We start from the raw sequence: 14,124 nt of genomic DNA on the forward strand, positions 1-14,124 counted from the left end.
TATTAAATAAATTTGCTTAGATTATCTTGACAAAACTAAACAAATATGCTATGTTTTTTTGCATGAACAACCATAGATGGGAGCTGGATGTATGGCAATTGGCGAACGGATTCACTTTTTCCGTCTCCTGCGGGGGATGACACAGAAATATCTCGGTATGGCGCTGGGCTTCCCGGAAAAGTCTGCCGATGTGCGCCTGGCGCAGTACGAAACAGGATCAAGAACCCCTAAAGCGGACCTGACCGCCGCCCTGGCGCAGGTACTGGATGTATCTCCTCATGCCCTCTCCGTCCCGGATATAGACTCCTATGTGGGGCTCATGCATACACTGTTTACCCTAGAGGACAACTACGGTCTGAAGATCACGGAGCAGGATGGGGAGCTTGCCTTGCAGGTGGATTTCCGCAAGAACAAGGATGCTGCCCGGCTGCATGAGATGCTCTGGGCCTGGCGGGAACAGGCAGCCAAACTGGAGGCCGGTGAGATCTCCCAGGAGGAGTACGACCGCTGGCGTTACCACTACCCGGCGTACGACAGCAGCCAGATCCGCGCCAAGGTGCCGCCGGAGGGTCTGATCTGAACCTCTCACTTGTAGGCCACGGGAGAGGCCGTTTGTTGCGCAAAATCAGAAAATTCAGATAAATGAGAGCAAAATAAAAAAGGTCTAACTGATCAGCAAAAATCAGTTAGACCTTTTTCTTTTCGGATAAATTGATCGCTTATTCGCAAACCACTCAATCATTAAAAAATAAATCGGACTTGGCGAATGCTATCAATCTGCTATCAAAGGGATTTTTCAAAAACCACAAACCCAGTGTTTATGCGGGTTTGCAGACTCTCATATCCACTTTTTACTTATTCGAACTCGGCAAGTTGTTGTTTTATGTTAAACTATTTTGTTTAGGTTTTGCTACGAAAATGCCGATTTTTTAATTCAATTACATATTTTATTTTGGCTTACTGATTTTCTGTTGCCAAAGTGTTGCCATGACCTATTATACCAATTATATCAAATAAAGCAATAATCTCTATCTATCAAAAAAACAGTCAGGCAAACTAGAGTCTATATTATAGCAAACATTGTTTATTGCAGTTTTCTTAATGGTGTGCACAGTACCTCATAGGCATATTTATATACTTCATTTGCTAGCTCATCTGGAGAAATATCACCATGAGCAAGGCAGCAACGAAGCAAGAACAGTAATTATTATGCCTGCAAAAATCCTACAGCGCCGAGTACTAACACTATTGCACCAAGTATTATACGGTACCAACCAAACAACTGGAAATCATGTTTCTTGACATATTCCATAAGAAAACGTACTGCAAGCAATGATACAGCAAACGAAACAAATGTACCAGTTATAAGAACTCCAATCTCAAGTGCAGTGAATGAAAAGCCAAATTTAACTACCTTAAGAAGACTGGCTCCAAACATTACAGGAATAGCAAGGAAAAATGTATATTCTGCTGCTACTGTTCTTGACACTCCGATAAGTAGTGCGCCTACAATTGTTGCTCCTGAACGTGATGTTCCTGGAAAGATTGCTGCCATAACCTGGAAAACACCTATGAGAAGCGCTGTCTTATACGTAATCTCAGACAGTGAATTTATCTTGAACGTTCTGCCCTTATGCCATCTTTCAATTATTATAAATGCTATACCAAATACAATTAATGCCAATGCCACGCATGTAGGATTGTAGAACAATGCATTAAATAAATCATCGAAAAGCAGTCCTATAACTGCTGCTGGAATTGTAGAAACAAGAATTTTGAACCACAATGCCCATATATCTTTCTTAAAATATGAAGCAATACCTGTCTGACCTTTTCTCTCCTTCTTTGTAAGTGCAAATGGCCATATCTTATTCCAAAACAAAATAACAACTGCAAGAATTGCACCAAGCTGAATAACTACATCGAACATATCAAAGAAGTTCTCGCTGACTCCTTTAAATGGGATAAGCTGCTCTACCAATATCAAATGACCTGTACTGCTGACTGGTAGCCATTCAGTTATACCTTCCACAATACCATATACTATCGCTTTTAAAATCTCTATCATAATCTCCTCCATCTATTTAAAAATATAAATGTATAATTGCGAAACTCTCTAAGTTACGCCCAATTCATATTTAAGGTTCTTGAGTTTTGCAATCAACTAAACATTACTACCACTAATTAAACTACTTCAAATCTTCATTCTTAAAATATAAAAATGTCATCATAAAACCAATTCCTGATACCAACAGAATAATCGTCATTGATAACCAAACCGGATATCCGGTACTCTCTATCCTTCCATCTAGTAACAGAACACTGGCCGTCCAAGGGTATAAAGCTCCCCATTTCTGGTTACTGAGTGCCGCACTTCCTAATACAATCACTGCTGAGACAATCATCGGGGCAACAAATCCCTTTGTTTTCTGCGCAATATATGCAAATGGTGATGTCATGATAAACATAAGGACAGTGAGAAGGAAATAATACGGTATCCATTTTATTGCAGTGACCAGGCTGTATTCTGCCATACCAAATGACACATGGCAAATACCCGAAAATAACATATTGCAAGTCCATGATACAATTGTCATAAATAAATCCCATAAAAACAAAGTACAGAATTTTCCTGCTAATATCTTGGTTCTTGATATTGGGATTGGAAGGATCGTTTTCCATGTATTTTCCGTATATTCCCTGCTGAACAGATAGGACGCAATTGCCACAGATACCATCATATTGGCTAACAACAGCATATAGAGAATACTATTCTCATAAACTGCGCTTAAGCTGATCACCTGTTCCGGATGTTGTGAATGCATCTGTAAAGTTTCAACAAACATCATAAAAGGCACCGCTACAGCCCCAAGAATACTGATTGGTATCATTTTAGAATGTCTTAATTTCAATAATTCACAATATGTTAAGTTAAGCAATGCCGCCACCTCCAATTAATTCCGAAAAATAATCTTCAAGATTCTCTTCACAACTGTTAATTCCTGTTACCAGTAGTTGATTTTCCACCAGTAATTGGTTAAAGGCTCCCACATTAAAAGCAGGTTCATAAACTTTAAGCATATGCTCTCGTATATCATAATCATAAATACCACAATGGTTTTCCAGTAATTTCGAAGCCTTTAAACTATCTGACACAGTGAATGCTACATATTTTCGCTTTCTCTTATGCAGTTCATCCATATTAACTTCCTCTACAAGCTTACCCTGATTGATTACACCAATCATATCTGCAATCTGCTCAATTTCATTTAAAACATGACTTGAAATTAAAATGGTAGTCCCTTTCGTGCGACTAAGTTCACACAAAAACTGGCGGATTTCCGATATTCCTATTGGATCAAGACCATTGATTGGTTCATCCAGTATTAATAGTTCTGGTTCATGCATAATAGCGGCAGCAATTCCAAGTCTCTGTTTCATTCCCAGCGAATAATCAGAAAAAGGTTTCTTTTTTTCCTGATCAAGTCCTACAACAGCAAGCGCATTTTTCACTTCATTCTTTGAAAGCTGTTTACGATATCTTGCCAAAATCTCCAGATTTTCCTGTCCTGTCAGATTCATATAAAACCCTGGTGTTTCTATCATAGAACCAATCCTCTGATAAGTGTCACACATTTGTTCCTGATATCCTTTACCAAACATCAAAATATTTCCTTTTGTTGGACGAACAAGCTGTAACATCATTTTCATAATTGTTGTTTTTCCTGCACCATTTCTTCCCAGTAATCCATAAATCTTCCCCTTAGGTACATGTAGATTAACTTGATTCACTACTGTCACGTCTTGATATCGCTTTGTCAGATTTTGTGTTTCCATTACATATTCCATAATTTTTTCCTTTCCTGGTCATTTTTTATAAAATCGTATTTCACAGCGACCACTGCTTTAGTATCACTGAAATCTTGCCAAAGCACAAGAAACGTATCGTCACATCACCCAAAAAGGCGTTGACACCATCCGTGTCAACGCCCATTTTCCTTAAAAATCAGCATTCCTTTCACAATTAATAATAAAAATACAACTGTTATCGCATAAGGTTCTCTCGCCATTGCCAAAAACAAAACTGCCAAGATACTAAGCAATAGCGAAATAATTGTTACCATCTTTTGCCCTTTTTCCATATTTAATTGTGTTAATAAAATTTTACCAATTCCAACAGCAATAAGTGCAATAAACATAATCCAGTAAATCAGACAAATAAATGATGATTTTTGTGTATATGCGAACAGATTTACAGAGTAAATATATCCATTAACCGGATTGGGATAAAGAGGTAAAACAATCAGCATAATGGAAAGTACATCTACAATTCCATACAACAGGTTACACATATTTTGAATTTTAGATTTATTTTCTTTTTCTGCAATAGAGATTAGTTTCTCTCCGGTTAATAACTCATCAATCGATACTGAAAAAAATCTCGATATTTCTTTTAGTGAATCAATACTGGGATATCCTCTTCCGGATTCCCATTTTGAAATTGCAGTTCTCGATACAAATAAAGCCTCGGCCAGTTCTTCCTGAGTAAGCCCTCGGCTTTTTCTTAATTCCTGAAGTTTTTCATAAAATTCCATACCATCACCTCACAGTTACTTTTCTTTATTGTTTTTCTATTTCCTTCCTCTTTTGTTTTACCCTTAAGCTGATCTCAAAATAACAAAAGTATCTCTACGTCACATGTGCGACACGAACCGTATCATCGACATAAATACTGACTTTTTCTATCTACTCTCCTGATCCTGTCAACTTCCTCCGGTGTAACCATGTTCCATTATCACTCTCACCTTTTTATCCACCCATTGTCAATGTCCAAAGAACCCGACAACAATTTGTCGAACTCTTATAGTTCATTTCCCTAAGTATATCATAGTTCCAGTTATTCCGCATTTATCAATTTATAATTCGAGTCTGCCCCAAGTGTATACCCTATTCCGTTTTCTCCAATGATATGCTTCTCCATAATCTGCTCCTATCTGCCACCTCTGTCATTCCTATAATAGTGACTCTGTCTGTTGTTTTCTCGTTCCTTTACTTCCTGTTGCTTCTGCTGTAACCTTGACCTAAAGCTATCCGACTCTGCCTTATTTCCTGTCTGCTGTTCCCACTTTGCAACTGCTGACTGATAATCGCTGTATTCCGCTTTAGAGGCATGGTATACAACCAAGAACTCCTTTACATTCTTATAACCATAACCCTGCACGATACTTGATAAATACTGCTTCATGCTGGCTATCTGCGCTCTTAACTGCTCCGCCTGTTCCTGCAACTCCTTACGCTGTTTCCCTTTGAAGATACCCTTCGTTCCGGCAATCTCCTTCTCCACACTTACAAGCTGTTGTTCCCTTTGGTAAATGGCTTCATTCTGCTTCTCCAGCTTATTATAAATATCCGCAAGCCTTGGATACTTGGAAACAAGCTCGGACTTCTTCGGTATTTCCGGTATCGGTTCACTTTTCGCCATCACAGGTTCATTGACTGCCCGAACTTTCGTCTGCTCCGGCTCTGACTTTGCAAACGCTTCCGTCACCTTATCAGCCTTTTCGGAAGCTCTCTTAAACACCTTACTAATCAGAAGCTCCAAAGCATATATCGCCGTCATAATCAGGCTTTTGAACAGTGCCGGATTTCTCCCCGACTTCTGAATAGAAGCCTTTGCTTTCTGTCCGATTTCACTCTGCTTCACCTCCAAAATCTGTTTCTCCGGCACACCACTGACGAATGCCCTGTCCACCGTCTGATTCCACATGGTACGAACCCGATTATCCGCTTCTATCTGCTCTGCTTTTGGATTGTTTTTGCCAACCTTTTTCATGGGCAGATACACACCATTCTTATCAAATACTTTCAGCTTCTCCTTATCATCCCTCACATAAATATTGATAAGGTCTGTATAGGAACGTTTTACCTCATCAAGGAAACTGTCGCTCTTAAATCGGCTGTCCTTTATGGTAAAAAGATTACGCTCATATACTTCGCCCTTGGGAATAATTTTACAGCCACTCCGAAGCTGTCCAGCATCATCCATTATCTCTTTTTTGGTTCGTACATGCTTTCCGGTTTCATCATAAAACATGTTCCTTGTGGCAATCTTCAACACAGGAGCATCAAGCAGCTTCCGCTCCGAAAAGATAAGATGAATATGATAATTTGTCTTGCGTTTGTTATGGTGCAAAGCAGCGATGCACTCCACGTCATATTTTTGCTTGAAGTATTCCGTAAAAAGTTTCAGCAATTTGTCCGGTTCATAATCCACGAATCTTTCCGGCAGTGCAATAATCAGTTCCCTTGCTTCAATACACTTGCCTTCTGTTCCGCTTCTCTTAAATTCCTCCTGGTTACACTTGGCAAGTTCCGTCCAAAATTTACGGTCAGTTGTTTCATAAACTGCGTACAAATTTTCCTGCCTTGCGTGACTAGAGATATAGTTAATTCTTCCTTTTAAATTTGTCAGTTTTGACATCTGTATAAATGAATTTCTTACAATAGGCATTGCCCCCTTTCTTTGAAAACTGGTGGCGATTATGCCACTGTGAGTGGACACATAGGTGTCCGTTTACGAACTCATTGCCGTATCCGGCATGGACACAAATGCGACAGCATTTGAACGCAGATAAGCATTGTAAATGCTTATACAGCGATGCTCTTTCGCTGTACTGCGAAGCAGCTGCGTTCATGAGCAAGCAGCGTAGCGGATTGCGAATGTCAGCCCCCTGCAAGGGCGAAATACACAGAGTACAAATCGAAGATTTGTGCGATGGGTGTATTTCGCTCTCAAACGCCGAGGGCTTGTGAGAGAAGTCCGGCTCCTTCCATTTGTTCCCTTACACTGCTTTCTCCTTAACGATATTTACAGGAGCGTGCCACGCTCCCGTCATACACACCGAAGGGAAAAATCTACCATCGAAAGTCCCGATGCATTCCTACCTTTTCCAGATACTCCTGCCTTGCCTTTTCCCGTTCTTCCTCGGTTGGTGCTGTCTTATATTTTGTATATAAATCCCGCCTTACCATAGCTTCCAGTTTGTCCTCCAATCCCTTCTTAATCTCTGGCAAAACATCATCTGTTTCCACCAAGTGATACTTCAAAAGTGCGAAGAACAGTTCCTCGGAAATCTGTATGTTTTTCAATCTATCAATCCATCCTTTCCATCATCTTCCGTGACGGTTGCGTACGATTGCGACGATTATTTCTATACCGGCACCGCTATATAAAATACCGTCGCAACCGTCGCTAATCGTCACGCTCTCTGTTCTAATGTCAGTTTAATCATTCGTGAACTGTGTCCTCGTTTACTCTCGTACCGAATACCATAATCCATAAATAAACGCTCCATGCCGATGTTTAATTTTCTTGTAAGGATGTTTGGCTGCATATCCATCTCCGGCAAAAGCTGTAACAATTCCGAAGCGGTTCCGATCCACTGAGGCTGTTCCTCTGATACCACCTTTGCAATCGCTTCCAGCACCGGATCAGCAGGCTCTTTCCAAAGCTCCGTTTCTGCTTTTGTCAGCTTCCACACACACTGTTCTCTGTCAAAATCGAGAAGCAGTCGCTGGTCTTGCTGGTCACGTCCTGCCACCTCTAAAACCGCTTTATTATCCGTCCTCTTTTCCTTCTGCATGACAAATGCTCCGTCCGCAGCTCCCAGCAATCCATTTGTGCCGGAAATCATATCAAAGCTGTCAGAGGACTCCATCTTTCTTGTGTGGTGCACCACCAGCAGACAGATACCATGCTCATCACTAAAGGCTTTCAGCTTGGTTACAATCTCATAGTCACTGGCATAGCTGAATTTATCTCCACCAAGTTCCCTTACCTTCTGCAAGGTATCAATGATAATCAGCCTTGCGTCTGTATGCTCTTTTACGAACTGGTTAAGCTGTTCTTCCAATCCTTCATTTAGAGTTTTGGACTGTGTGGCAAAGTAGAAATTTTCACTGCTTTCTATACCAAACATCCTTGATAAACGCTTCTGCAATCTTGCATAATCATCCTCTAATGCCAGATACAAAACAGTGCCCTTCCGCACCGGATAATCCCACAAATCAAGCCCCATGCTTACATGGTAGCCGAGCTGTGCCATAAAGAAGGATTTCCCTACCTTTGGTGCGCCCACAAATAGATAAGTACCTGCATAGATCAGTCCGTCCACAATCGGTATCTTGGGTGGATAAGCAGTATCGTAAAGTTCTGTCATGGATACTGTCTCTAATCCATCAATCCTATCTCTTTTCTCTGCCGTAACTTCCGCACCGGAACCACGATTATTTGTGGCTTGCAGATTGCCCTTACCGGGCAAATCTGCTATACTTTCCTTGTTAGTTTTACATAGTGACTGCTTCCCATCTGCGCCAACAGATGGAACCGGAGCAGTCGCTTTTTCTTTTACACTCATTCACTCTCTCCTCTCAATCCATTCATGGTTTCCGCTATCAGTTGGATTGTGTAAAGCAATTCGTCATTTGCTTCACTGCAACTCTCCAGACGCTTCAGTTCCTCATAAATATCTGCCATCTGATTTCTTAATGCCTTATACACTCTCGGATTACCCTGTACCACCACATCACGGCACTGCAACCGTCTGATAATATAGTCCTGCTTGGTAAGACCGGATAATGCCACACAATTGTCAATCAGCTTTGCTTCTTCCTCTGATACCCGAAATCCCACAAGTTTGTTTCTCCAGCGTCCTTTGCTGTCTAAATTTTTCTCCATCAATCCATCTCTCCTTTTCCCATTCGCTCAATGTCCAATTTATCTGCCATTTCCGTCTGCTTCGTTGGAAATAAATGTGCATACCGGTAAGTAATATCAATACTTTCATGTCCTACCCTTTCCGCAATCGCCAGAGCAGAAAATCCCATCTCAATCAAAAGTGAAATCGCACTGTGACGAAGATCATGGATGCGGATACGCTTGACTCCTGCTGCCTTTGCCCCTCTGTCCATCTCATGGTGCAGATACGACTTGGTAATCTGGAACAGCCTTTCATCCTCCCCAATCTCATACAGCATACCAATATACTCTTGCATTTCCTCACACAAAAACTTCGGCATTTTAATTGTCCGGTTACTTTTCTTGGTTTTCGGTGTGGTAATCACATCCCTGCCATTCAACCGCTGATAGGACTTATTGATGGTCAGCTCCTGACGCTCGAAATTAAAGTCCTTTGGTGTAAGGGCAAGCAGCTCCCCACACCGGATTCCCGTCCAATAGAGCATTTCAAACGCATAATAGGAAACAGGCTTATCCATCATCACATCCGCAAATTTCAGATATTCCTCTTTCGTCCAGAACAGCATTTCCTTGTGTTCCTCGCTTCCCATCGATCCGGCTCTCTGCGCCGGATTGGAAGGCAAATGATAATATCTTACTGCATGATTGAAAATGGCACTGAGCTGGCTGTGGATGGTTTTAAGGTAAGTTGGGGAATACACTTCCCCATTCTCTCCCTTATAGGCAAGAAGCTCATTCTGCCAGGCAATCACATCCTTTGGCTCAATCTCCGCAATCTTACGCTCCCCGAAATAAGGAAGTATCTTGGTACGGATAATATGGCTTTTGGACTCCCATGTGTTCTCCTTTACCCGTTTTTTCTTGTCGGCTTCATAAATCTCAAAGAAGCTGGCAAAAGTCATATCCAGCTTGGACTCACTTTTTAACATCACCTCCCTCTCCCATGCTTGTGCTTCTCGTTTGGTTGCAAAACCACGTTTCTGTGTCTGTTTCCGCTCTCCCTTATAATTGGTATAGCGGTAAATGACACGCCATTTGTCACCATCTTTATATACAGCCATAACATCATCTCCTCTCTATTCGCTGTAACATAACTTCTTGCGAAAGAAGTTGGTATTCACTCTTCCGGTAACTGTCAAATACCCAAGCTTCTGCATTTCCGCATTCAGCTCTCTGACAACCTTGTATGCATAGGACTTGGAAACATTAAGCTCCTGTGCCACTTCATCCACCGTCATAAAGTTCTTATTCTCCATGTGGATTCCCCCTTTCTTCAAAATTTTGTTTGCCGCTCTCCCTTACACTTTCCTGACAGGTTGCCTTGCGTGGTACTTTGTCGTGTTTCCATCCCTTCGTACGCTCACTTTCGGTCATCGCATATTTTTCCGGATGGTATCTGCTCGGACGGTCATTTAGTTTTAACTTAACTTACTTTGTTTAAGTTTCTGTTTTGTATAATACTAAACATTTTCCGTTAAGTCAAGTGGTTTTCAGAATAATCTTAAACATTTTTATTTAAGTTCTTCTTGCTATACTCATTAACACATGTTATACTCTACTTAAACATTTCTGTTTTACTTAACAGATAAATGGCAACAACATGACAGGAGGCATTACTATGGCAATCGGGCAACGAATTCGATTTTTCCGTAACAGAAAAGGCATGACACAAAAGCAGCTTGGAGAAGTCCTCGGCTTTCTTGGCAAGACTTCTGATGTCCGTATGGCACAATATGAATCAGAATCAAGAGTACCCAAGCATGATCTCGTAAAAGAAATGGCTGGTATCTTTGATGTCAGCACCCATGCACTTACCGTACCGGATATAGATACCTACATCGGTCTTATGCATACCTTTTTCGCATTGGAAGATATGTATGGACTGAAAATTGACGAAATGGATGGTGAAGTAGTCTTACGTTTGGATAAGTCCGACTATTCTACCTATTCCTCAATGGATAAAATGCTCCGTGCATGGCTCGCCGAAGCTAAAAAGCTGGAGAATGGCGAAAGCACCAAAGAGGAATATGATAACTGGCGTTATAAATATCCGGAACTGGATACACACCAAGTCTGGGCTAAGGTTCCTTCACAGGAAATCAGCGATATGCTTCTCGCCGGATTAAAAGAAATGGAAAAAGAAGAAAAGAAAGAAACCAAACGCAAAATGAAAAAATAAGCATGAAAAAACCTTACCAATTTTCAGTTGTCATATCTGAAAATCAGTAAGGTTTTCTTATGCTCATAAAGTAATCTTATTCATTGAATAAGGAAATTCTGTTGCCAAATTGTTGCCAGTGCTTAAACAAATTTGTTTGGAAGTCGCATAAATACTGGGTTCTTTTGGCGTTCCACCTTACTCAAACTCAATGGTTGCAGGCGGCTTTCCCGTACAGTCGTATAATACTCGGTTAATGTGCGGCACCTCATTTACAATACGACTGGTCACCTTGGCCAATACTTCCCAAGGAATTTGAGCACTCTCGGCCGTCATGAAATCCGTTGTAGTCACCGCGCGCAAAGCGATGGCATAATCATAGGTTCGCTCATCGCCCATAACTCCAACACTACGCATATTGGTCAGCGCTGCAAAATACTGTCCCAAATTTCCAGCAATGCCTGCCTTATCGATTTCCTCTCGATAGATGGCATCTGCATCCTGCACCATCCGAATCTTCTCCGGAGTGACCTCACCGATAATGCGAATGGCAAGGCCCGGGCCGGGGAACGGTTGACGATTCACCAGATATTCGGGGATTCCCAGTTCACGCCCAGCTCTGCGCACTTCGTCCTTAAACAAATCCCGCAGCGGTTCTACAATCTCCTTGAAATCCACATAATCAGGCAAGCCACCCACATTGTGATGACTTTTGATTACAGTACTTTCTCCGCCGGAACCACTTTCCACCACGTCCGGATAAATCGTTCCCTGTACCAGAAAATCCACACGGCCAATCTTTTTGGCTTCTTCCTCGAAGACACGGATAAATTCTTCACCAATGATTTTGCGTTTTTTCTCCGGCTCATCTACTCCCGCCAATTTATCGTAAAAGCGTTGCCGGGCATCCACTCGCACAAAGTTCAAATCGTATGGGCCATCCGGTCCAAACACCGCGCTAACTTCTTCGCTCTCATTTTTACGCAAAAGGCCATGATCTACAAAAACACAAGTGAGCTGGCGGCCCACTGCCTTTGCCAACATAACGGCAGCTACGGAAGAATCGACGCCGCCGGACAAAGCACAAAGCACTTTTCCGCTTCCGATTTTTTCGCGAAGAGAGCGGATAGTTGTCTCCACAAAAGAGTCCATTTTCCAAGTACCCGTACAGCCACAGACCAAATACACAAAATTGGAGAGCATTTTGGTTCCCTCCTGAGTATGAAGAACCTCAGGATGGAACTGGACAGAATAAAGATTCTTTTCTGGCATTTCTGCCGCAGCTACCGGACAGTTGGCCGTATGTGCAGAAATTTGAAAACCTGGCGCTACGCGCTCAATGTAATCGTTATGACTCATCCAGCAAATGGTCTTTTCATGAACACCTTGAAACAACTTGCTAGAAAGGTCAACCAATACTTCTGTTTTACCATATTCCCGTTCAGGAGCCGGACATACGTGTCCACCCAGCAAATGCATCATCAATTGTGAGCCATAACAAATACCCAACACGGGAATTCCCAAATCAAAGACTTCTTTGCTGATCGTCGGAGAATCCTCCAAATAAACACTGTTCGGTCCGCCTGTAAAAATAATGCCCTTGGGCTGTTTTTCGCGAATGGTTTCGAGCGCTTTTGTATACGGAACAATTTCGCTATACACATTGCACTCACGAACCCGACGCGCAATCAACTGATTATATTGGCCGCCAAAATCGACCACAAGGATGGTTTCCGTCATGAGATCCTCCTTTAAAAATGCACCTTGGCACAAATGTATCACTTTGTTGATTTATCATATCTGCTAGTATACCAACAAACCTCAGTCCCGTCAATTACCATGCTCCGCACAGTCGCGCAAAACCAAGTAAAATCACAAGCCCAATGACATTGGCTACTAAAAACAGAACCAAATACCGCACAAATTCGCCGGGTTGTTGTTTCAAAAAAGCCTTTAGGGAAATCAGGCTCGCAAGAGACGCAATCGGCGTTCCCAGACCGCCCAAATCCGTTCCCAACAGAAGTCCCGTTCCATCCTGCGTAAAGCCGCTAAGAAGCACAGCGGCCGGAACATTGCTGATGACCTGACTGGCTGCCGCGCTGGCCAGAAGAGCACTTTGGTTCAGCACGTTCTCTAGCAAAGACTGCACAACTGGAATTGCGCCAATATTGTCTGCAAAAATAAAGAAGCACACAAAGGTGGCCAAGAGTCCGTAATCAATCGATTTAAAAAGAGACCGATCACAAATGGCAAGACACGCACATACTACCATTAGCAAAATGCCATACGGGAGCATTCGAAACACACACAAAAGGCAGAGAACAAACAGAACAATCATAACAATGAGTGTTTTAGAGTTGCGAATTGTTTGCTGCTGCATGAAACGGACCTCGCACGTACGTCCACGACAACAAAAGGAAGCCAATGTGAGCATTACAAAACTAATGCCTGTATAAGGTAAAACTGCCTGAAAAAACTGCGCCGGTGTGAATCCATAAGTAGAATACAAAAACAAATTCTGAGGATTGCCAACTGGTGTTGCCATGCTTCCAAGATTCGCCGCAATCGTCTGCAAAACTACCACAGGTGCGGTAAGCTTTTGTTGACCGGAATGCTCCAATACCAAAAGCGCAAACGGTACAAACGTTATGAGTGCCACGTCGTTTGTCACCAACATCGATACAAAAAACGGCAACATAACAAGCGTGAACACCAAAAGTTTTACCGGGCGTTTGCCCGACAGAAGTTTACGCGCCAAAAGTTCAAAAAGGCCGCATTTCTGCAAACCTGCCACCACTGCCATCAAACAAAACAAAAGTGCTAAAACCCGAAAATCAATGGCCTCTATGTATGCAGCTCCCGGCGGCTGTGCCGGAATAGACAACAGCATACAAATGGCCGCACACACCAAAACAGGTTCTTTTTTCCAAAAGGATTTAATTTTTTCCAAAATGACGCCGCCTTCCCCATTTTCCTACCCATTATAAAAGTTTTGATGCCCGGGACAAGACATACACAATAAAAAAGCACCCGTTTAAAACGGGTGCTTTGAGCGTTCTTAATTACTCGTTGATCTTGGAAACGACGCCAGAACCAACCGTACGGCCACCCTCACGGATAGCGAAACGCAGACCTTCCTCGATAGCGATCGGGGTGATCAGCTCAACGTCCATCTCAACGTTATCGCCAGGCATGCACATCTCAACGC

General features: G+C 42.2%; 14 protein-coding genes and 1 pseudogene. 2 read left to right on the plus strand and 13 right to left on the minus strand.

Going from position 1 to position 14,124, the window contains the following annotated elements; translation table 11 throughout:
- The first annotated feature begins 91 nt into the window (after nt 1–91).
- Nucleotides 92–580, plus strand: a complete 489-nt coding sequence (locus tag AB5H98_RS09635) for a helix-turn-helix domain-containing protein (protein ID WP_367925701.1) — start codon at nt 92–94, stop codon at nt 578–580.
- Nucleotides 581–1,207: 627 nt separating this feature from the next.
- On the opposite strand, the gene AB5H98_RS09640 is transcribed toward AB5H98_RS09635, so the two are convergent.
- The 10 genes from AB5H98_RS09640 to AB5H98_RS09685 form a co-directional block, all read right to left on the minus strand.
- A complete protein-coding gene (locus tag AB5H98_RS09640) occupies nt 1,208–2,068 on the minus strand; it encodes an undecaprenyl-diphosphate phosphatase (protein WP_367925702.1) in 861 nt (286 codons plus the stop codon).
- 121 nt (nt 2,069–2,189) lie between these two features.
- Complete coding sequence (locus AB5H98_RS09645) at nt 2,190–2,939, minus strand: ABC transporter permease (protein WP_367925703.1); 750 nt, start codon at nt 2,937–2,939, stop codon at nt 2,190–2,192.
- A complete protein-coding gene (locus AB5H98_RS09650) occupies nt 2,932–3,849 on the minus strand; it encodes an ABC transporter ATP-binding protein (protein WP_367925704.1) in 918 nt (305 codons plus the stop codon). Before AB5H98_RS09650 ends, AB5H98_RS09645 begins: the two co-directional genes overlap by 8 nt.
- Before the next feature lie 134 nt (nt 3,850–3,983).
- Nucleotides 3,984–4,595, minus strand: a complete 612-nt coding sequence (locus AB5H98_RS09655) for a helix-turn-helix domain-containing protein (protein WP_367925705.1) — start codon at nt 4,593–4,595, stop codon at nt 3,984–3,986.
- Between the two features lie 395 nt (nt 4,596–4,990).
- Nucleotides 4,991–6,511, minus strand: coding sequence for a MobA/MobL family protein (locus AB5H98_RS09660; RefSeq protein WP_367925713.1), 1,521 nt, complete (start codon nt 6,509–6,511; stop codon nt 4,991–4,993).
- Between the two features lie 404 nt (nt 6,512–6,915).
- Nucleotides 6,916–7,149: a complexin-2 gene (locus tag AB5H98_RS09665; RefSeq protein ID WP_367925706.1), complete on the minus strand. Its 234-nt coding sequence runs from the start codon at nt 7,147–7,149 to the stop codon at nt 6,916–6,918.
- 110 nt (nt 7,150–7,259) lie between these two features.
- Entirely contained in the window at nt 7,260–8,417 is a 1,158-nt protein-coding gene (locus AB5H98_RS09670) for an AAA family ATPase (protein ID WP_367925707.1), read from the minus strand.
- A complete protein-coding gene (locus tag AB5H98_RS09675) occupies nt 8,414–8,737 on the minus strand; it encodes a mobilization protein (protein WP_367925708.1) in 324 nt (107 codons plus the stop codon). The genes AB5H98_RS09670 and AB5H98_RS09675 overlap by 4 nt, the downstream gene beginning before the upstream one ends.
- Entirely contained in the window at nt 8,737–9,819 is a 1,083-nt protein-coding gene (locus tag AB5H98_RS09680) for a tyrosine-type recombinase/integrase (protein WP_367925709.1), read from the minus strand. The genes AB5H98_RS09675 and AB5H98_RS09680 overlap by 1 nt, the downstream gene beginning before the upstream one ends.
- A gap of 15 nt (nt 9,820–9,834) precedes the next feature.
- On the minus strand, nt 9,835–10,014 hold the full coding sequence (locus AB5H98_RS09685) for an HTH domain-containing protein (protein ID WP_343087308.1): 180 nt from the start codon (nt 10,012–10,014) through the stop codon (nt 9,835–9,837).
- 362 nt (nt 10,015–10,376) lie between these two features.
- On the opposite strand from AB5H98_RS09685, the gene AB5H98_RS09690 reads away from it, so the two are divergent.
- Complete coding sequence (locus tag AB5H98_RS09690) at nt 10,377–10,937, plus strand: helix-turn-helix domain-containing protein (protein WP_367925710.1); 561 nt, start codon at nt 10,377–10,379, stop codon at nt 10,935–10,937.
- Between the two features lie 177 nt (nt 10,938–11,114).
- On the opposite strand, the gene guaA is transcribed toward AB5H98_RS09690, so the two are convergent.
- The 3 genes and pseudogenes from guaA to tuf form a co-directional block, all read right to left on the minus strand.
- Nucleotides 11,115–12,656: a glutamine-hydrolyzing GMP synthase gene (gene guaA, locus AB5H98_RS09695; protein WP_367925711.1), complete on the minus strand. Its 1,542-nt coding sequence runs from the start codon at nt 12,654–12,656 to the stop codon at nt 11,115–11,117.
- A gap of 94 nt (nt 12,657–12,750) precedes the next feature.
- Complete coding sequence (locus AB5H98_RS09700; RefSeq protein WP_367925712.1) at nt 12,751–13,866, minus strand: SLC13 family permease; 1,116 nt, start codon at nt 13,864–13,866, stop codon at nt 12,751–12,753.
- Between the two features lie 112 nt (nt 13,867–13,978).
- A pseudogene (tuf, locus tag AB5H98_RS09705) lies at nt 13,979–14,124 on the minus strand (elongation factor Tu); the annotation flags it as partial.

The sequence above is a fragment of the uncultured Ruthenibacterium sp. genome, assembly GCF_963558415.1.
In the GTDB taxonomy this organism is placed as follows: Bacteria; Bacillota; Clostridia; order Oscillospirales; family Ruminococcaceae; genus Ruthenibacterium.

Bases quoted from the DNA above. Each gene is read 5' to 3' on its own strand.
- AB5H98_RS09635 (WP_367925701.1), top strand. From the start codon at position 92: ATGGCAATTGGCGAACGGATTCACTTTTTCCGTCTCCTGCGGGGGATG.
- AB5H98_RS09640 (WP_367925702.1), bottom strand. From the start codon at position 2,068: ATGATAGAGATTTTAAAAGCGATAGTATATGGTATTGTGGAAGGTATA.
- AB5H98_RS09650 (WP_367925704.1), bottom strand. From the start codon at position 3,849: ATGGAATATGTAATGGAAACACAAAATCTGACAAAGCGATATCAAGAC.
- AB5H98_RS09655 (WP_367925705.1), bottom strand. From the start codon at position 4,595: ATGGAATTTTATGAAAAACTTCAGGAATTAAGAAAAAGCCGAGGGCTT.
- AB5H98_RS09660 (WP_367925713.1), bottom strand. From the start codon at position 6,511: ATGCCTATTGTAAGAAATTCATTTATACAGATGTCAAAACTGACAAAT.
- AB5H98_RS09670 (WP_367925707.1), bottom strand. From the start codon at position 8,417: ATGAGTGTAAAAGAAAAAGCGACTGCTCCGGTTCCATCTGTTGGCGCA.
- AB5H98_RS09675 (WP_367925708.1), bottom strand. From the start codon at position 8,737: ATGGAGAAAAATTTAGACAGCAAAGGACGCTGGAGAAACAAACTTGTG.
- AB5H98_RS09680 (WP_367925709.1), bottom strand. From the start codon at position 9,819: ATGGCTGTATATAAAGATGGTGACAAATGGCGTGTCATTTACCGCTAT.
- AB5H98_RS09685 (WP_343087308.1), bottom strand. From the start codon at position 10,014: ATGGAGAATAAGAACTTTATGACGGTGGATGAAGTGGCACAGGAGCTT.
- AB5H98_RS09690 (WP_367925710.1), top strand. From the start codon at position 10,377: ATGGCAATCGGGCAACGAATTCGATTTTTCCGTAACAGAAAAGGCATG.
- guaA (WP_367925711.1), bottom strand. From the start codon at position 12,656: ATGACGGAAACCATCCTTGTGGTCGATTTTGGCGGCCAATATAATCAG.